At 64.5% G+C, this 18,449-nt stretch carries 19 protein-coding genes and 2 tRNA genes; 9 read left to right on the top strand and 12 right to left on the bottom strand.

What is annotated here, in order from left to right; all coding sequences use genetic code 11:
• Window positions 1–119: 119 nt before the first annotated feature.
• Entirely contained in the window at window positions 120–1,379 is a 1,260-nt protein-coding gene (gene rho / locus D002_RS0107035; protein WP_018141207.1) for a transcription termination factor Rho, read from the bottom strand.
• A gap of 475 nt (window positions 1,380–1,854) precedes the next feature.
• Entirely contained in the window at window positions 1,855–2,181 is a 327-nt protein-coding gene (gene trxA, locus D002_RS0107030) for a thioredoxin TrxA (RefSeq protein ID WP_012983830.1), read from the bottom strand.
• A gap of 114 nt (window positions 2,182–2,295) precedes the next feature.
• Here trxA and D002_RS0107025 point away from each other — a divergent pair, with 114 nt between their 5' ends.
• Complete coding sequence (locus D002_RS0107025) at window positions 2,296–3,582, top strand: DEAD/DEAH box helicase (protein WP_018141206.1); 1,287 nt, start codon at window positions 2,296–2,298, stop codon at window positions 3,580–3,582.
• A gap of 320 nt (window positions 3,583–3,902) precedes the next feature.
• Here D002_RS0107025 and D002_RS0107020 read toward each other — a convergent pair whose 3' ends face one another.
• From D002_RS0107020 to D002_RS0106995, 6 genes are all read right to left on the bottom strand, one after another.
• On the bottom strand, window positions 3,903–4,268 hold the full coding sequence (locus tag D002_RS0107020) for a hypothetical protein (protein ID WP_018141205.1): 366 nt from the start codon (window positions 4,266–4,268) through the stop codon (window positions 3,903–3,905).
• Window positions 4,265–4,888, bottom strand: a complete 624-nt coding sequence (locus tag D002_RS0107015; protein WP_018141204.1) for a TIGR04282 family arsenosugar biosynthesis glycosyltransferase — start codon at window positions 4,886–4,888, stop codon at window positions 4,265–4,267. The genes D002_RS0107020 and D002_RS0107015 overlap by 4 nt, the downstream gene beginning before the upstream one ends.
• On the bottom strand, window positions 4,885–5,592 hold the full coding sequence (locus D002_RS0107010) for a TIGR04283 family arsenosugar biosynthesis glycosyltransferase (RefSeq protein ID WP_081610833.1): 708 nt from the start codon (window positions 5,590–5,592) through the stop codon (window positions 4,885–4,887). Before D002_RS0107010 ends, D002_RS0107015 begins: the two co-directional genes overlap by 4 nt.
• A gap of 78 nt (window positions 5,593–5,670) precedes the next feature.
• Entirely contained in the window at window positions 5,671–6,630 is a 960-nt protein-coding gene (gene arsS / locus D002_RS0107005; RefSeq protein WP_018141202.1) for an arsenosugar biosynthesis radical SAM (seleno)protein ArsS, read from the bottom strand.
• 198 nt (window positions 6,631–6,828) lie between these two features.
• The gene (locus D002_RS0107000; protein ID WP_018141201.1) at window positions 6,829–7,788 is read right to left on the bottom strand and encodes a VTT domain-containing protein; all 960 of its coding nucleotides are present in this window, start codon (window positions 7,786–7,788) and stop codon (window positions 6,829–6,831) included.
• The gene (locus D002_RS0106995; RefSeq protein ID WP_018141200.1) at window positions 7,785–8,687 is read right to left on the bottom strand and encodes a sterol desaturase family protein; all 903 of its coding nucleotides are present in this window, start codon (window positions 8,685–8,687) and stop codon (window positions 7,785–7,787) included. Before D002_RS0106995 ends, D002_RS0107000 begins: the two co-directional genes overlap by 4 nt.
• A 610-nt stretch (window positions 8,688–9,297) precedes the next feature.
• On the opposite strand from D002_RS0106995, the gene D002_RS0106990 reads away from it, so the two are divergent.
• Window positions 9,298–9,951, top strand: a complete 654-nt coding sequence (locus tag D002_RS0106990; protein WP_018141199.1) for a metalloregulator ArsR/SmtB family transcription factor — start codon at window positions 9,298–9,300, stop codon at window positions 9,949–9,951.
• Between the two features lie 189 nt (window positions 9,952–10,140).
• On the opposite strand, the gene D002_RS0106985 is transcribed toward D002_RS0106990, so the two are convergent.
• From D002_RS0106985 to D002_RS0106975, 3 genes are all read right to left on the bottom strand, one after another.
• Window positions 10,141–10,216, bottom strand: a tRNA-Thr gene (locus tag D002_RS0106985).
• 70 nt (window positions 10,217–10,286) lie between these two features.
• Entirely contained in the window at window positions 10,287–10,724 is a 438-nt protein-coding gene (locus D002_RS0106980) for a Fur family transcriptional regulator (RefSeq protein ID WP_018141198.1), read from the bottom strand.
• Between the two features lie 94 nt (window positions 10,725–10,818).
• Window positions 10,819–10,892 (bottom strand) — tRNA-Gly (locus D002_RS0106975).
• A 65-nt stretch (window positions 10,893–10,957) separates the two neighbouring features.
• Here D002_RS0106975 and thiS point away from each other — a divergent pair.
• From thiS to trmB, 3 genes are all read left to right on the top strand, one after another.
• Window positions 10,958–11,164 carry a sulfur carrier protein ThiS gene (gene thiS / locus D002_RS0106970; RefSeq protein WP_018141197.1) on the top strand — a complete coding sequence of 69 codons (207 nt, stop codon included), beginning with the start codon at window positions 10,958–10,960 and terminating at the stop codon, window positions 11,162–11,164.
• Between the two features lie 85 nt (window positions 11,165–11,249).
• Complete coding sequence (locus D002_RS0106965; RefSeq protein ID WP_018141196.1) at window positions 11,250–12,056, top strand: thiazole synthase; 807 nt, start codon at window positions 11,250–11,252, stop codon at window positions 12,054–12,056.
• Between the two features lies 1 nt (window position 12,057).
• The gene (trmB, locus tag D002_RS0106960) at window positions 12,058–12,786 is read left to right on the top strand and encodes a tRNA (guanosine(46)-N7)-methyltransferase TrmB (RefSeq protein WP_018141195.1); all 729 of its coding nucleotides are present in this window, start codon (window positions 12,058–12,060) and stop codon (window positions 12,784–12,786) included.
• A gap of 12 nt (window positions 12,787–12,798) precedes the next feature.
• On the opposite strand, the gene D002_RS0106955 is transcribed toward trmB, so the two are convergent.
• The gene (locus D002_RS0106955; RefSeq protein WP_018141194.1) at window positions 12,799–13,647 is read right to left on the bottom strand and encodes a universal stress protein; all 849 of its coding nucleotides are present in this window, start codon (window positions 13,645–13,647) and stop codon (window positions 12,799–12,801) included.
• A 324-nt stretch (window positions 13,648–13,971) separates the two neighbouring features.
• Between D002_RS0106955 and D002_RS0106950 the strand changes: the two genes are divergently transcribed.
• The 4 genes from D002_RS0106950 (at window position 13,972) to D002_RS0106935 (ending at window position 18,440) form a co-directional block, all read left to right on the top strand.
• The gene (locus tag D002_RS0106950; RefSeq protein ID WP_018141193.1) at window positions 13,972–15,810 is read left to right on the top strand and encodes an SLC13 family permease; all 1,839 of its coding nucleotides are present in this window, start codon (window positions 13,972–13,974) and stop codon (window positions 15,808–15,810) included.
• A gap of 46 nt (window positions 15,811–15,856) precedes the next feature.
• Complete coding sequence (locus D002_RS0106945; RefSeq protein WP_018141192.1) at window positions 15,857–16,747, top strand: phosphoribulokinase; 891 nt, start codon at window positions 15,857–15,859, stop codon at window positions 16,745–16,747.
• Window positions 16,748–16,854: 107 nt separating this feature from the next.
• A complete protein-coding gene (locus tag D002_RS0106940; protein WP_018141191.1) occupies window positions 16,855–17,313 on the top strand; it encodes a hypothetical protein in 459 nt (152 codons plus the stop codon).
• On the top strand, window positions 17,310–18,440 hold the full coding sequence (locus tag D002_RS0106935) for an FIST C-terminal domain-containing protein (RefSeq protein WP_018141190.1): 1,131 nt from the start codon (window positions 17,310–17,312) through the stop codon (window positions 18,438–18,440). The genes D002_RS0106940 and D002_RS0106935 overlap by 4 nt, the downstream gene beginning before the upstream one ends.
• The last annotated feature ends 9 nt before the right edge of the window (window positions 18,441–18,449 follow it).

Raw genomic sequence — 18,449 nt, 5'->3', positions numbered from 1 at the left:
CCCGCCCACAATTCACCACGCATGACGTCCTGGTTTGCCGCACTCTGCTATCGGTGCGCCTTCCTTTCTCCGTGTTCTCCGTGCCCTCTGTGGTGCAATCAACCAATGGGGACGACGGGTCAGCTGCGTTTCATCTGATCGAAGAACTCGGAGTTGGTCTTGGAGGACTGCATGCGGCCGAGGAGGAATTCCATGGCCTCGATATCGTCCATGCCGTGCAGGAACTTGCGCAGGATCCAGAGCTTTTGCAGCTCGTCCGGTGCAGTGAGTAGTTCCTCGCGACGAGTACCGGAGCGGTTCACGTTGATCGCCGGGTAGATACGCTTCTCGGCGATCCGACGTTCGAGGTGCAGCTCCATGTTACCGGTACCCTTGAACTCCTCGTAGATGACTTCGTCCATCTTGGAGCCCGTCTCGACCAGGGCGGTGGCGATGATCGTCAGGCTGCCACCTTCCTCCACGTTGCGCGCGGCGCCGAAGAAGCGCTTCGGGCGGTGCAGGGCGTTGGCATCCACACCGCCAGTCAGCACCTTGCCCGAGCTGGGGGCGACGGTGTTGTAGGCACGCGCCAGGCGGGTGATGGAATCCAGCAGGATCACCACGTCGCGCTTGTGCTCGACCAGGCGCTTGGCCTTCTCGATCACCATCTCGGCGACCTGCACATGGCGCTGGGCCGGCTCGTCGAAGGTGGAGGAGACCACCTCGCCCTGGACCATGCGGTCCATCTCGGTGACTTCCTCCGGACGCTCGTCGATCAGCAGGACGATCAGGTAGCACTCGGGGTAATTGCCGGCGATGCTCTGGGCGATGTTCTGCAGCATCAGCGTCTTGCCCGCCTTGGGCGGGGAGACGATCAGGCCGCGCTGGCCCTTGCCGAACGGCGAGACGATGTCGATCACGCGGGCGGTGATGTCCTCGGTGGAACCGTTGCCGCGCTCCATGCGCATGCGCTCGTTGGCATGCAGCGGCGTCAGGTTCTCGAACAGCACCTTGTGCTTGGCATTCTCCGGCGGCTCGAAGTTGATCTCCGAGACCTTCAGCAGCGCGAAGTAACGCTCATTGTCCTTGGGCGGACGGATCTTGCCGGCGATGGTGTCGCCGGTGCGTAGCCCAAAGCGACGGATCTGGCTGGGGGAGACGTATACATCGTCCGGCCCGGCCTGGTACGAGCTATCGGCGCTACGGAGGAAACCAAAGCCGTCGGAAAGGATCTCGAGAACGCCGTCGCCATAGATGGCCTCGCCGCTCTTCGCGTGGGCCTTGAGCAGGGCGAAGATAATCTCCTGCTTGCGTGCGCGGGACATGTTCTCGATGCCCTTCTCTTCGGCGAAGGCCACGAGATCGGCAGCGGACATCCGCTTCAATTCGGTCAGATTCATGCGTGGGGTGCTGTGTTCAACGTGGATGAACGGCAACCGGGGGTGGTCGCTCGGATGACTGGAAGGAGGATAGAGTGGCCTGGCGGCCTCTCGAATGCTGCTGATGGTAAGCGAGGTGGCGGCCCGGGGCAAGCCCGAAAAAGCAACTAGGGAAACACTGATTAATGTACGCGCTCGCGCTCGAGTCGCTTTTGCGTGCGAACAAGGCGCGGTGACTGCCGTGCAGTCATTCTGCACAAGGGAGCCGCAACGCCGTGCGCGCGCAAAAGCGGCCGAGCCCCTGCTTCCAATGGCTTGAGGGGTTGGCACCCCAGGTTCCCCGATCCTGCGTTGCGCCGCTTACGGGTAGAGCCACTACCCGCTACGCGACGCGCCTTGTCTCGGAAAACCTGGGGTGCCAACGCGAGTGTGTACATTAATCAGTGTTTCCCTAGGGCCTGCAAGGCCCGGCGGTCGCCCACCAGGCCCCTGCAATTTACAGGTGCTGGTCCAGGAACGCGGTCAGCTGCGATTTGGACAGGGCACCCACCTTGGTGGCCTCGACATCGCCGTTCTTGAACAGCATGAGCGTCGGGATCCCACGAATGCCGTACTTCGGCGGGGTGGATGGATTCTCGTCGATGTTCAGCTTGGCGACCTTGACCTTGCCCGCGTATTCTTCAGCGATTTCGTCCAGAATGGGCGCGATCATCTTGCAGGGGCCACACCATTCGGCCCAGTAGTCCACCAGGACCGGCTGATCGGCCTTCAGGACGTCCTCGTCGAAACCGGCGTCCGATGTATAAACAATTTTGTCGCTCACTCCGAGCCCTCATGACTTGGGTTGGGGGAACAGCCCGCAACGCCGGCTGCACGGCCTTACTATCGACGATGAACGCCGGACAGTTCAAGTAACAGGCAGCATCCGAGGAACCCGATGACCGAAACCGCGCAGGACTCGCCCCGCTTCGACCAGCTCGATCTGCCCGAACCCGTCCAGGCGGGCATCCGCGCCACCGGCTTCGAGCACTGCACCCCGATCCAGGCCCAGACGTTGCCAATCGCCCTGTCCGGGCGGGATGTGGCAGGTCAGGCGCAGACCGGAACGGGCAAGACCGCGGCCTTCCTGATCGCGACCTTCAACCGCCTGCTGCGCCAGCAACCGTCACCGAACCGCAAGCCGACCGACGTGCGCGCCCTGATCCTGGCCCCGACCCGCGAACTGGCGATCCAGATCCACCGCGATGCCGAATCGCTGGGGGCGCAAACCGGGCTGAAGCTTGCGCTCGCCTACGGCGGTACCGGCTACGACACCCAGCGTGAACAGCTGGAGGCCGGGGCGGACATCCTGATCGGCACGCCCGGACGGATCATCGACTACTTCAAGCAGAAAGTCTTTGGCCTCAAGCACACCGAGGTCGTGGTGCTGGACGAGGCCGACCGTATGTTCGATCTCGGCTTCATCAAGGACGTACGCTTCCTGATGAACCGTTGCTCGCCCGCCAGCGAGCGCCTGTCCATGCTGTTCTCGGCCACGCTGTCCCTGCGGGTGATGGAGCTGGCCTTCGAGCACATGAACAACCCGGAGAAGGTCCAGATCGAGAGCGAGACCCTGACGGCCGACCGCGTGCGCCAGGTGATCTACTACCCAGCCAATGACGAGAAGATCCCGTTGCTGCTGGGTCTGGCGCGCGACCTTCAGCCGGAACGCGCGATCGTGTTCGTCAACACCAAGCACGGAGCCGAAAAGGTCTGCGACTGGCTCAATGTCAACGAGCAGAAGGCCGAACTGCTCTCCGGCGATGTGCCGCAGAACAAGCGCTCGAAGCTGCTGGAACAGTTCGCCGCCAGTGAATTCACCTACCTGGTCGCCACCGACGTGGCGGCCCGCGGCCTGCACATCCCGGCCGTCACCCATGTCTTCAATTTCGACCTGCCGCAGTCCGGCGAGGACTACGTGCATCGCATCGGGCGCACCGCCCGCGCCGGGGCCGAGGGCGACGCGATCAGCTTCGGCTGCGAGGATTCGGCCTTCTACCTGCCGGATATCGAGACCTACCTGGGCGAGCGCATTCCCACCGCGAGCGTGGACCCGGAGCGACTGTTTCAGGGAGCGGTCAAGCCAAAGCCACGCCCCCGCAAGCCGCGGGACGATCGCCGTGGCGGCGGCCGGGGCCCCGGTCGACCCGGCGGCGGACGTCATCCACGCGGCGGGCGCAACTGAACGGGCATTGCGTCAAGGAGACGCCGACGAGCCCAGGGAAACACTGATTAATGTACACACTCGCGTTGGTACCCCAGGTTTTCCGAGACAAGGCGCGTCGCGTAGCGGGTAGTGGTTCTACCCGCCCGTTTTTGATGGATTCGGGGCGCAACGCAGGATCGGGGAACCTGGGGTGCCAACCCCACAAGCCATTAAAAGCAGGGGCTCGGCCGCTTTTGCATGCGCACGGCGTTGCGGCTCCTTTGTGCAGAATGACTGCACGGCAGTCACCGCGCCTTGTTCGCACGCAAAAGCAACTCGAGCGCGAGCGTGTACATTAATCAGTGTTTCCCTACGCAATGCTGCTGGATCCGCTCGATAAGTGCCGCGACAGAATCGCATGCCCCAATGCCTTCGGCGTCGAGGCAGATCGATAGCCCCGACGGGCCCTCCATGAACACTACGGGCAGCACTACGTCCATGTCCGGGTACTCGCGTTGAAACTCGTCGCGGTGGATGAACCTGCAGTCCACCGATAACCCGTCGACGAACTGCTTCCATTCCTTTCGCATCGAAAAGGGGTTGTGCGTGACGGCACACAGCTGGCACGAGTAAGTGCCGGGCGAGACAATCTTGTGCGCCGCATCGAACCAGGCATTGAGCCGTCCGCTGTCGGCGGCATAGACAAAGACAAGACGTTCAGTCATGCACCATCCCTCGCAGTGGGCAACCAGTCGACGGGGAGCGACTCCAGGTCTTCCGGTCGATCGATGTCATCTCTTGGTTCCAGCTCCAGCCAGCGCAGGCCGAGCGACTCCAGTCGCGCGCGTGTCTCGGCGAGGACGCTGCCCGTCCCCCAGGTGACCGCGTGAAAGAGGCTCGCATCCGCCTTGCGCAGACCCAGCAGATAGTAGCCGCCGTCGGTCGCAGGGCCGACCACCGCGTCGAACGACTCGAGGACGGCGAACGCCTTCGCGAGGTCGCTGGGTTCCAGCGACGGGCAATCCGTGCCAATCACAACCGCCGGCGCCCCCTCCGGGTCGAACGCAAAAGCGTTATACATACGTTCGCCCAGGTCCGCGCCTGCCTGCGTTCTCAGCGTGACGCCGAACGACGCCTCACAGTCCGTGAACAGGGGGTTCTCCGAATCCAGGTGGCACCACAGTTCCACATCCGCATCGATCCGCCGCGCCTTCTCACAGGTATGACGGACCATCCGCGCGTGCAACTCCGCGGCACCCGCAGGACCCAGCGCGGGGATCAGGCGGCTCTTGGCTTGACCCTCCACCGGGGCCTTGGCAAACACCAGCAAGCGGCGGCGGCTCATCGATACCACCGCGCTAGCCGTTCCGGCGCAACACCCAGGGCGTAGGCCAGCCGCAGCCACCACATCAGCAGTATGACCCGCACAGCCCCCCGCTCCTCCCATCGCCGGCTGGATGTGATCAACCGGGAGGGAAGACAAACCCGGCGCTCGGCCGCGCGTTTGAGCCGAACACTCAGGGCAACATCCTCCATGAGTGGCTGCTCCGGAAACCCGCCCACCTGCTCGAAAAGGGCACGTCGGACGAAAATGCCCTGGTCACCCGTCGCGATGCCGGTCATGCGGGACCGGGCCGTCATCATCCGCTCCACCATCCGGAACAATCGGCGCTCGCCCGAGAGGCGTACCGAAAAATAGCCCCAGTCCGCGCCATCCTCGATCGCACCTCGGATCGCCTGATCGGCCTCCGGCGAGGGCTCGGTATCGGCATGCAGGAACCAGAGGATCTCGCCCTGCGCATGGGCGGCACCCGCATTCATCTGCGAGGCCCGACCGGGCGCGGCGGTCAGCACCCGGTCGACCAGCGGATGCGCCCGCTCCGGCGTCCCATCGCGGCTTCCACCATCGACCAGCAGGACTTCGGTTCCGCGATCACGCATGGGCTGAAGGAGCCCAAGTGTCGCAAGAATCGATGGCGCCTCGTTCAACGCCGGTATGACACAGGAGACCCGACATCCACCTTGCAAGTCAGTGCCGTCGGTCACCATTGGACACAGGTCACGGCATCGTGGCCCCAGCCGCCACGGCCCGCGACTCCACAAAGCGGCGGCCATGCGATAGGCGCACTACAACGCACCGGAACAACTGGACCCGGCGCCCGCCGTGCAACCATAGCAATGCTCGCCGACCGCAATGCTGCCCTGGTCCAGCGCCTGGGCCGTAATGTTCTGGACGTGAACGCGCTGCCCTTTGGCGCCCAGCGGAAGCCCCAGCATCTGGTTGAAGTCGCAATCAAAGAGATAGCCCTCCCAATCCACGCTGACCAGATCACGGCACATCACCTTTGCGAGGTTTTCGGTGCGATGGGCGGCGCGCAAGCGATCCATGTATTCCTGGTAGCGACCTTCCCGCCGCAACTGTCCTGCAAACCGGTTGATCGGCATGTTCGTGATCGTGAGCAGGCGATTGAAGTGGATGCTCCAATCCCGCAGTAGCGATTCCCGGTAGGCGGCTTCCAGCTCACCCTGCGGAGGCGGAAGCTCGGCCCCCTGGGGGTTGTACACAAGGTCCAGGGGCAGCCCGGAGTCCGGCTGCCCGTAGCCCAGGGCATTCAGCATCCGGATGCCCTGCAAACTGCGCTGGAAAACGCCTTCGCCTCTTTGCTGGTCAACGTTGGCTTCTTCATAGCAGGGCAGTGACGCGACGATCTGGACCTGGTGATCTGCCAGAAACTCCGCAAGGCTGTCCTGCCCGGGCTCGGTCAGCACCGTCAGGTTGCAGCGGTCGATGACGGTCCAGCCCCGTTCCCGCGCCTGGGTCACCAGCCACCGGAAATGGGGGTTCAGCTCCGGGGCGCCGCCGGTCAGATCCAGCGTGGTGGCGCCGACACGATCCGCGAAGGCCAAGACCGCTTCCAGCGTGGCCGCATCCATGGACTCACGGCGATTGGGGCCGGCATTCACATGGCAGTGGAAACAGGTCTGATTGCACACATAGCCAAGATTGACCTGAACGGTGCTGACCTGGCGAGCCCGCCGGATTGAGGGGAAATCCGTAGGGTTCGACCACATCACGGGTGCTTCCATATGCCAACTCCTCAAAGCCTGCAGGGACCACGGCGGATACGCCCGATCAGTCAGGAACCCCGCCCCAGCGCCACCAATGCCGACACCATAATGGAACCCGGATTCGGTCTCCCGGATGGGAGCGTTTTCATTGGGGGCTCCTCCTGATAGGAACACGGTTCGAGACGTCCGTTCCCAACGGCCGCTCAGTGCGATGGCTCAATCCCGTGGCGAATGTTCGGCCCAGGCGGTCATGCCCTTGCGCACCACGGCCACATCCTCGAAGCCATGGGCCCGAAGCAGGCGCGCCGCGTTCTTCGAGCGCTTGTCGGTGCGGCAGACCAGGGCCAGGGGCCGATCCTTCGGGAGCTGTTCCAGGTTCGATTCCAGTTGGTCGAGCGGGATATTGGCGGCGCCTTCGATATGGCCCAGCTCGCCCGTAAACTCCTCGGGCGTGCGCACGTCAACCACCTGCGGCGGGTTTGCCCCGTGTAGCCGCTCGGCCAGTTGGGTCGTCGTGATCCACTCGGAGGGGCCGCGCAGGCGCTTGACCAGCCGCGGCAGGAAGGCGACCAGCGCCAGCAGGCCAAGGGCGATCAGAGCGGTCTGGATCGCGGCCTCGCCCCCGGTGATCGCCTGGCGCCCGGCATAGCCCACGTAAGTATAGGCCAGCGCCCCCGGGGCCATGCAGATGAACGTGGCCAGCACATAGGCCAGCAGGCGGATGCGCGTCAGGCCGAGCGCGTAGTTGAGAAGGTTGTACGGAAACAGTGGGACCAGGCGCACGAACGCGACGAAGCGCCAGCCCTCGGCTTCGACGCCGGCCACGACCTGCTTCAGGCGCCCGCCGAGCTTGCGTTCCACCCAGTCGGCGCCCAGGTAGCGTGCGATCAAGAACGCCAGGGTGGCCCCCAGGGTGGCCCCGACCAGGTTGATCAGGGTCCCCCAGATCGGGCCGAACAGGGCACCGCCGGCCAGGGTCATCACCATACCGGGGAGGAACAGCACCGAGGCGATGGCGTAGACCCCGATGAACACCAGTGAGGCGGTCACGCCAAAGTCCCCGATCCAGGCCTCCAGCGCGGCGGGGTCCAGATGATCGCGATACTGCACCGCGATCAGGATGCCGGCCATAAGGACCAGGCCCGCGCCGATCCGCAACCAGGTCGTGCGGCTCATTTGGAACCTGCCCGCCGGGCACCGGCACTGGCCTTGCGCACGACCTGCTCACTCTCGTCCTCGGTCTCCGGACGGCGGTTCAGCGGGTAGCTGTCCGCCGGGCCAATGAAGGGCTGGATCAGCATCTTGTCCAGTCGCTCCCAGCTGGGGTCGCGGAACTGGTTGAGGCCGATGGTCATGCCCTCGTGGCCGTCCTGCGGCTGAGCATGGTAGGTGCCGAGCATGCGGTCCCACAGCGAAAGGTTGAACCCGAAGTTCGAGTTGGTCTCGTGCGGGTACCAGGAGTGGTGCACGCGGTGGAAGTCCGGCGTCACGATGAACAGGCGCAGGAAACGGTCGATCGCCGTGGGGATACGGACGTTCGAGTGATTGAACAGAGCCAGCGAGCTGAGGATGATCTCGAAGAACAGGACGGCCAGCGCGGGTGCGCCGATCGCCACAATCACCATGGCCTTGATCCCGAACGACAAGAGGATCTCCAGCGGATGGAAACGCAGGCCGGTGGTCAGATCGAAGTCCAGGTCCGCGTGGTGCATGCGATGCAATCGCCACAGCGCGGGGATCGCATGGAACATCACGTGCTGGGCCCAGACCGCAAAATCCAGCACGACGATCGCGATCAGGACCGCCAGCCAGAAGGGCATGTCCAGCACCTGCAACAGCCCCCAGCCCTGGCTTTCGACAAAGAAGGCCAACCCGACGGCGCCGGCCGGGAAGACCACTCGGGTCAGCAGAGTGCCCGTGATCACGATGCCCCAGTTGTTGACCCACCGGTAGGCCTTGCCCACGGTCAGTGCCCGCCGCGGGGCGAAGGCCTCCCAGAGCGCCATGATGGCCACCATACTCAGCAGGAACCCGATCCGGATGATCGGCTGCTGCTCCATGAACCAGTCCACCATGATGTGTTGCCTCTTGTTCGTGCCGTTCAACCGGGCACTTCGTTTAGGGAAACACTGATTAATGCACGCGCTCGCGCTCGAGTCGCTTTTGCGTGCGAACAAGGCGCGGCGACTGCCGTGCAGTCATTCTGCACAAGGGAACCGCAACGCCGTGCGCGCGCCCGTTTCTGATAACAACGGGCGGCCGAGCCCCGTCTTTCAATAGCTTGTGGGGGTTGGCACCCCAGGTTCCCCGATCCTGCGTTGCGCCCCGAATCCATCAGAAACGGGCGGGTAGAACCACTACCCGCTGCACGACGCGCCTTGTCTCGGAAAACCTGGGGTGCCAACGCGAGCGCGTGCATTAATCAGTGTTTCCCTAGGTTAGATGTTCAGACCGGCAATCCCATGAATCATCGCGCCGGGTGCATGCGGAAGGCCCATATTTCAGGCCCATCTAATATTCAACCGATTAATTGAATATCGACATTAGTCGGGACGGATGGGGCTGTCAAGCCAGGCGACAAGAGGCCATACCATTAAGGAAACACTGATTGACTTGAGAGGCTCATCGTCTTCGTGACTGCATGTATGCTGAGGGCCTGTTTCCTGACACTTTTACCGGAATCACATGGGTTTCAAACAGGACCTGTTCAGCCAGTTCGCCCGCATCGGAAAGGCATTCGCCAGTGGCCGGCGCCTGGAGTTGATCGAACTGCTTGCCCAGGGCGAGCGCAGTGTCGAGCTGCTGGCCGAGTCCAGTGGTCTCTCGGTCGCCAATACCTCCCAGCACCTGCAGATTCTGAAGCAGGCGGGCCTGGTCAAGACGCGGCGCGAGGGGCAGCGGATTTTCTATCGCCTGTCGGACGCTGACGCCGTAGTCCAGCTCTTCGACGCGATCCAGGTACTCGCGGTGGATCAGGTCGCGGAGGCCCAGCAACTGGTCAACGAAAACCTGCAAAGCAAGGATCCGCTGGAGGCCGTATCGGCGATGGACCTGGTTGAACGTATCCGCAATGGGGATACGCTCCTGCTGGACGTACGCCCACCGGAAGAGTTCTCGGCAGGACATCTGGCGGGGGCGGTCAATGTGCCGCTTCCCGAACTGAACGCCTTCCTCGAAGACCTTCCGACCGACCGCGAGGTCGTCACCTACTGTCGCGGCCCATACTGCGTACTGGCCTATGACGCCGTCGCCCGGATGCGCGACGCGGGTTATCAGGCGCGCCGCCTTGAAGGTGGATATCCGGAATGGGCGGCCGCCGGCTTGCCGGTGGAGCCCTGATCCGCAGGGTTGCGCATTTACGCGACGAACGTTTGTCGGTGCCGCGAAACCTTCTCCCTCCCGCGCCAGGCCGAGAGGGGCTTTCTTCGGCAGCCGGCCAACGGCTTTTTGAGGAACCTGGGCGAGGGACCGGACCACTCCCCGACTCGGGACAGTCAGCGCTGCCTGGAGCCGAGGAGGTCGGAAGATTGGTGCCGGCGAGAGGAGTCGAACCTCCGACCTATCGATTACGAATCGATTGCTCTACCAACTGAGCTACACCGGCGAAGCGCGACATGATAGCGGGGGCCGGGAGCGACCACAATCCGGGCAGCCCCGGGCGAGGGTCGTCCCTCTCAGGAACGGCGGCGACCAACCCGGATGACGACATCCACGCCTTCCAGCACCTTGCCCTCGGGTAAGGCCGGCAGGTCGGAGATATCGATCCGTGCCGGATCCACGTCCTCCAACTCACCGGTATCGGTGTGGAACAGGTGGTGGTGGGGATTCATGTTCGAGTCGTAGAACAGTTTGGCGGGATCGATCAGGACCTCACGCACCAGCCCCTTCTCGGCAAACAGGTTCAGGGTGTTGTACACCGTGGCCTTGGAGACGCGCGAGTCGTGGCGCACCAGCTGCGCAAGAATTTGCTCGGCGCTAAGGTGCTGATGACGGGCAAACATCACGCGCGCGATCTCGACCCGCTGCTCGGTCGGGGAGATCGCGTGGTCACGCAGGAGCCCGCGGGCGGCAGCGACCGGCAGCAGTTCCGTATGGTTGGGCGTGGTGTTCATGTTTCTGACGATATAACAAGGCTCTGGAGCAAGTCCATAACCCGCTCGCAAGACAGGTTGGCGGGAACCGAAAGGGCCAGGAAGCCTGATAGAATGGAGCGGGTGATGGGAATCGAACCCACATTAAGAGCTTGGGAAGCTCCCGTTCTACCATTGAACTACACCCGCTTGAGCCAGCGATTGTAGGCCTTGTCGGCCCCCGGCTCAACGGTAAACTGAAGAGTTGAAGAACCATGCAGATTCAGCTGAACGGCGAACCCTTTGAACTCCCCGACGATCGCGAGGCCACCCTGGCCGCGCTGATCGAGGCACGCGGCCTTGGCGGCCGGCGCCTGGCCGTGGAGATCAACGAGGAGCTGGTGCCGCGCAGCGAACATGCCGTGCATCCGCTGCACCCAGGCGATCGCGTGGAAATCGTACAGGCGATCGGGGGCGGCTAGTCGAAGGGCTGCCGCACTGCATCGACAAGAATCGCGCCGCCCGCGACCGCCTCGTCCCACAACCACTTTCAACGAAGGAAGCACCATGACCGAATCGGCCGCCGCAACCGCCGACGATCTCTTCCGCGTGGGCTCACGCGAGTTCACCTCCCGTCTCCTGGTGGGCACCGGCAAGTATCGCGACCTGGATCAGACCCGCGATGCCATCGAGACCAGCGGCGCAGAGATCGTCACCGTCGCGATCCGCCGCACCAACATTGGCCAGAACCCGGACGAACCCAACCTGCTGGACGTGATCTCGCCGGAGCGCTATACCCTGTTGCCGAACACCGCAGGCTGCTTCAACGCTGAGGACGCCATCCGCACCTGCCGCCTGGCGCGCGAGCTTCTGGACGGCCACAACCTGGTGAAGCTGGAAGTCCTGGGCGACGAGAAGACCCTCTACCCGGACGTCTTCGAAACGGTAAAGGCCGCCGAGACGCTGGTGGCCGAAGGCTTCGACGTGATGGTCTACACCACCGACGACCCGCTGCTGGCCAAGCGCCTGGAGGACATCGGTTGCCTGGCGATCATGCCGCTGGCCGCGCCGATCGGTTCGGGACTGGGCATCCAGAACCGCTACAACATCCGCGAGATCGTGGAGAACGCCACGGTTCCGGTGCTGGTGGATGCCGGCGTCGGCACCGCCTCGGATGCCGCGATCGCCATGGAACTGGGCTGTGACGGCGTACTCATGAACACGGCCATCGCCGCCGCCAATGACCCGGTGATGATGGCCTCGGCCATGCGCCACGCGATCATCGGCGGTCGCCAGGCCTTCCTCGCCGGGCGCATGGCGCCGCGGCGCTACGCCTCGGCTTCCTCGCCACAGACCGGCCTGTTCTTCAGCTAGCATGAAGGAGCCTGCCAACGCTGGGGCGGAAGACAAACCGTTCTACCGCCGCATCCGCAGCTTCGTCCGGCGCGAGGGCCGGCTGACCCCCGGTCAGCAACGGGCCCTGGACGACCTGTTCCCACGCTTCGGCCTGCGGCTGCCGGAACCCGCCGCCCCCCTCGACCTGGCGGCGATCTTCGGGCGCACGGCACCCGTGACCCTCGAGATTGGCTTTGGCGATGGCGAGAGCCTTGCCGAACAGGCGGCCAACCACCCGGAGCGTGACTTCATCGGGACCGAGGTGCATCGCCCCGGGGTGGGGCACCTGCTGCGCGAAGTGGAACAACGCGGCCTGGCCAATGTGCGGGTGAGTGACGTCGATGCGGTGGAGCTGCTGGAACACTACCTGACCCCCGGCAGCCTGGACTGCGTGCAGGTGTTCTTCCCGGACCCCTGGCACAAGAAGCGCCACCACAAACGCCGGCTGATCCAGCCCACGTTCGTGCGCCACCTGGCGACACGCCTCCGGCCGGGCGGGCGCCTGCACCTGGCGACCGACTGGTCCGACTATGCGGAACACATGATCGCGGTGATGCAGGAATGCGCCGTCTGGTTCGAGCCCGATGGTCCAGTCCCGGCCCCTGGACGCCCCCCGGATCGCCCGGTCACCAAGTTCGAGCGCCGCGGGGAACGGCTTGGCCACCAGGTGGCCGATCTCCTCTATCGGCGCACTGACACACCGGCCTGACGCGGGACCGCGTCAGACGTTCTTGACCACCAGCACCGGGCACTCAGCACCGCCGACCACGCGCTCGGAGACGCTGCCCATCAGCAGGCGCTTGATCCCGGTACGGCCGTGGCTTCCGACCACGATCAGGTCGCGCTGATCGCGCCGGGCGATGTCCACCAGTGCGATCTCGGGCCGCCCCTCCTCGGTGGTGGCATCGGCCTGACGCCCCTGCTCCCGGGCTTCGCCCTGCAGACGCTGCACCGCCTCCACGCCCTCCTGACGCCGCTCGTCGCTCTGGCCGGGAACCGCCACCGAGGCAATGGTCAGCGGCAAGTCACAGTATCCCGCCAGTTCGATGGCCGCGCGCACGGCCTTGTCACCCAACTCGGAACCATCGGTGCCCACCAGCAGCCCGCGATGCGGCGCCTGGGCCCCGCGCGGCACCACCATCACGTTACAGGGGGCCAGTCCGATTACCTTGCGTGTGGCGTCACCAACCATCAGGCGTGCGATGTCGCCACGGTCACGCCGGCCAATCACGATCAGACCCGCCTTGAACTCCTCGGCAATCGCAACGATCTCCTGGTGCCGATCCACCCCGTGGCGCAGGATCATGGAGGCATCGATCCCCGCCTCACGGGCCCGCTTTTCCAGCACGTCCAGATCGGCCTGGCCGGCCACACTCGCCTCGTGGCTGCGCGGCGGGGACAGGGCATCGTGCTGGGTATCCGTCAGGATGATGCGGGCGACGATCAGGCGCGCACCACAGCGCTGCGCCAGATCCAGCGCTACGCTCTCGGCGGATTCGCTGAATTCGGAACCATCCGTCGCCAGGATGATGGTCTCGAAACGGCACAGCGGGGCTTCGGAATCGGACATGCGGGAGGTCTCCACCTGGACATTTTTTCCAGCATAACCGACACGTTCACAAACGCCAGCACCGACGAGCCCAGGTGTCGCATGCCGGGACCGGGACACACCCCATCCGGCGACCCACGACGGGATGCCCGGCATCCAAGGCCGGGGCTGGCGGCGGCCACGCTTTTTGCGTCCGGGCGCGCGGAATGAAATAATCCCGCGCTTTCAAGGGAAAGGCGGAGCCCGATTCCTCCGACCCGCCCCCGGCGTTTGCGCTTGGCGCACGCCTCCTTCGGCTTCCGGCCACGCGCCGTCCGGCGCGGGTCTTCAGGACACGACTGGAACATGGAAAACCTTACGCTGACCACCGAGATGATCGTGGTGCTCGCGCTGCTCGCGTTCACGATCTTCCTGTTTGTATCCGAGATCATCCGCGTGGACCTCGCGGCCATCTCGGTGATGGTGTTGCTGGGCTTGCTGACGCTGGTCCCCGGCCTGGGCATGCTGGTGGGCCAGGAAGAGCTGTTCAGCGGCTTCGCATCGAATGCGGTGATCTCCATCATCGCGGTCATGATCATCGGTGCGGGGCTGGACAAGACCGGGGTGATGCACAAGGTGGCCGCCTTCATCATGCGCGTGGGCGGGACCACCGAGAAGAGCATCATCCCCACCGTGTCCGGCACGGTGGGCGTGATCTCGAGCTTCATGCAGAACATCGGCGCGGCCGCCCTGTTCCTGCCGGTGATGAGCCGGATCTCCAACCGCCTGAACATCCCGCTTTCGCGCCTGCTGATGCCGATGGGCTTCGCCGCCATCGTCGGCGGCACCATCACCCTGGTGGGCTCCAGCCCGCTGATCCTGCTGAACGACCTGCTGCCCTCTGACATGGAGCCGTTCCAGCTGTTCGACGTGACGCCGATCGGCCTCGCCCTGCTGGCCACCGCCATCGTCTACTTTGTCGTCCTGGGGCGCTTCGTGCTGCCTTCGGTCAAGAGCAAGTCAGCCCAGCGCGAGAGCGCCCAGGACTACTTCCAGCGCGTGTACGGGCTGTCGTACGAAGTGCACGAACTGTTCGTGCCGGAGAACGACCCCCTGGTCGGGCGCACGGTGGCCGAGATCGAACGCGACACTGGCATTGCAATCGTCGGGACCTACGTACGCGACGAGTTGCGCATGGCGCCCTGGACCGGCTACGAGATCCAGGCGAACTCGCACCTCGCGGTGCTCGCCAGCCCCAAGCGCATGGAAAAGCTGTGCGAGGGCACGCGCAAACGCCCGACCACGAACCTCGACGTGTTCGCCAACGCCCTGGACAGCGGGCGTTCCGGTGTCGCCGAGGTCGCGATCGCGCCGGGGTCCAACCTGGCGGGCAAGACCGTCACCGAACTGGCGATGCGCCAGACCTACGGCCTCTCGGTGATGCGTATCCAGCGCGGTAGCGAGACCTACGGCGAAGGCCTGCGCGACATCCCGCTGGAGACCGGCGACATCCTGGTGGTGCACTGCACCTGGGAATCGCTGGCGCGTCTGGAGCAGGACCGCGACTTCGTGGTGATCACCTCGGACTATCCGCACGAGGAACTGAGCCCGTCCAAGGTCCCGCACGCCCTGTTCTTCCTGGCGCTGACCGTGGGCCTGATCGTGTTCACGGATTTGATGCTCTCGGTGGCGCTGCTGACCGGTGCCCTGGGCATGATCCTGACCGGCGTGATCAGCCTCGACAATGCCTATCGCTCGGTCAGCTGGAAGACCGTCTTCCTGCTCGCCTCGTTGATCCCGCTGGGTATGGCGGTGGAGAACACTGGCACTGCCGCCTGGATCGCACAAAACACCCTCGACATGCTGGGTACCGTACCGCCCTGGGTGCTGCAGGCGACGATCTTCGCCCTGGCCACGTTCTTCACCCTGGTGATGTCCAACGTCGGCGCGACCGTGCTGCTGGTACCCTTGGCGATCAATTTCGCGATCGCCGCGCAGGCCGCGGGGATGGACGCCGACCCGCGCGTATTCGCGCTGACCGTGGCCATTGCCACCTCGAATTCCTTCCTGATCCCGACCCACCAGGTGAACGCCCTGATCATGGGCCCCGGCGGCTACCGGGTGAAGGACTTCATGAAGGCCGGCGGCATCATGACCATCCTGTTCGGCGTGGTCGCGATGTTCATGCTCAATCTGATTTTCTAGTCTTTTAAACGCAACCTTCCGCAACCCGTTTGCAAGGAGAACTCCCATGTCCCAGAAGCATCCCGTGATTGCAGTGACCGGTTCCTCGGGTGCCGGCACCTCCACCGTCAAGCGCTCCTTCGAGTCCATCTTCCGCCGCGAGCAGATCAACCCGGTGGTGATCGAGGGCGACAGCTTCCACCGCTATGACCGCAAGGCGATGAAGGAAGCCATGCAAAAGGCGGCCACCGACGGCAACCACCACTTCTCGCACTTCGGCCCCGACGCCAACCTGTTCGACCGAGTCGAGGGTCTGTTCAAGACCTACGGCGAGACTGGCCAGGGCGAGAAGCGCTACTACCTGCACTCCGACGAAGAGGCCGCCGAGCACAACGCGCGCCTGGGCACCAACCTCGGCCCGGGCGAGTTCACTCCCTGGGAAGAGATCCAGCCGGGCAGCGACCTGATGTTCTACGAGGGCCTGCACGGCTTGGTCGTGGACGGCGAGGTGAACGCCGCACAGCACGTGGACCTCGGCATCGGCGTGGTGCCGATCGTGAACCTCGAGTGGATCCAGAAGATCTTCCGCGACAACGCCGAGCGTGGTTATTCCGCCGAGGCCATCGTCGACACCATCCTGCGGCGCATGCCGGACTACGTGAACTACATCACCCCGCAGTTCGGCTACACGGACATCAACTTCCAGCGCGTGCCGACGGTGGACACCTCCAACCCGTTCATTGCCCGTGCGGTGCCAACCCCGGACGAATCGATGGTTGTGATCAGCTTCAAGGATCCGGCGAAGTTCGGCATCGACTTCCCCTACCTGCTGAACATGATCCCGGATTCCTTCATGTCCGATCCCAAGACCCTGGTGGTGCCGGGCGGCAAGATGAGCTTCGCGATGGAGGTCATCCTCGCGCCGATCATCCACGAGATGCTGTCGCGCCGCGGCTAATCCGGCCCATCCGGAGAAGTTCCTAGCCCCGCTCCGGCGGGGCTTTTTTCGTTTGGGTCCGGGCATTCCGTTACGATCCAGACTTTCACCAACAGGACGGAGTTGGCGTGTTCGGACTCTTCGGGCCACGACCGGCCCAGCAGATGGAACGCTTTCGCAGCCGCTACACCGCGCGCTCGCTGATCGTGCACCAGGGCTTTGCCGGAGACTGGCTGGAGGAACTCCTGAAGCAGCCCGGGGGCGGGGGCCATTTCCGGATCGACAGCCGGCCCCTGCCACGGCGGCGCCCGACCCCGGTGGAATGGATGGTGCAGACCCACATCCTGCCGCTGGAACTGCCGCAACCGCTGTTTCTGGACGTGCGCGAGGACGCGATCCTCGCGCGTCACCTGACCCGGGGGGGACACCCGGTGCACCCGTCCGAAATCGCCTGGTTCCTGGAGGAGCTGGACCGCCGTCACCATGCCCGCCTCGCGTTCACCGGAGACGGCGAGCTGCAGGTGCAGCGGGGCCTGCCCGAACAAGATAACGAGGCACTCAGCATGCTGGAGCAGCTCGGTCTATGAACGCAGCCTTTCGCAGCGCATCCGCCACCGGCGAAGATCCCAAGGCCCTAGCCGACGCCCTGATCGCCCAACTCGGCGAACAGCCGCCACGCGCCGAGGACCAGGTACGGGTGGGCTTCATCTACCTCTCCGACCCGCTGACCCGACATGCCCGCGCCCTGCTAAAGCACCTGCGCGAGGGCCTGGGCGTCGATCACTTCGTGGGCGGCATGGCCATGGCGATCATCGGGCCCCAGGAGGAGTTCTACGAGCAGACGGGCGCCGCGCTGATGGTGGGTGAATTCCCCGCGGCCAGTGTCCGCGTGATCCACCGCCCCGTGCGCCGTCTGGACGACCTGATCCAGGATCTGGACGGGTTCCTGGACCCGCAGACCCCGGGGCGTCTGATCCTGAACGCGGACCCGCGCATGGAGGGCCTGGAAGACCTGCTGACCGAGATCGGCGAACAAACCGCCTGGTTCGCCACGGGCGGAGTCAATTCGGGCGAGGATGGCGTAGTCCAGATTGCCGATGGCGTGGCCGCCTCGGGCCTCACCGGGCTGGCGCTGCGTGAGGACGTCGCGATCGCTGCGCGCCACACCCAGGGCTGTACCCCACTGCCAGGCCAGCACGAGCTGACCGAGACCTGGCGCAACATCATCGTGCGCCTGGATGGCCAGCAGGCGTTGCCGGCCTTCAAGGGCATCATCGGCGATGTGCTGGCGCGCGACCTGGAGCGCGCACTGGGCTACATCCTGGTCGGCTTCCCCATTGCCGGATCCGATACCGGCGACTACCGCGTGCGCAACATCATCGGCGTGGACCTCGACCAGGAAGTTCTGGCCGTAGGCGAAATGCTGGAACCGGGTACCAAGATCCTGTTCGTGCGCCGCGACGGCCAGGCCGCGACGGAGGACCTGGAGCGCATGCTGGAACAGATCCGCGCCCAGACCCCTAACGGCATCCGGGGGGCGATCTACGTCTCCTGTGTTGGCCGCGGTCGCCACCAGTTCGGCCAGGCCGGCACGGAACTGGCGATGGTGCAAAAGGGTCTTGGAGGGGTGCCGCTGGTCGGTTTCTTCGCCAACGGCGAGATCTTCTCCAACCGCCTGTATGGCTACACCGGGGTCCTGACCCTGTTCACCTGAACTGCCCAA

Source organism: Thioalkalivibrio sp. ALJ7, from assembly GCF_000376865.1.
In the GTDB taxonomy this organism is placed as follows: Bacteria; Pseudomonadota; Gammaproteobacteria; order Ectothiorhodospirales; family Ectothiorhodospiraceae; genus Thioalkalivibrio.
This window is presented reverse-complemented; position numbering and strand designations above follow the sequence as displayed.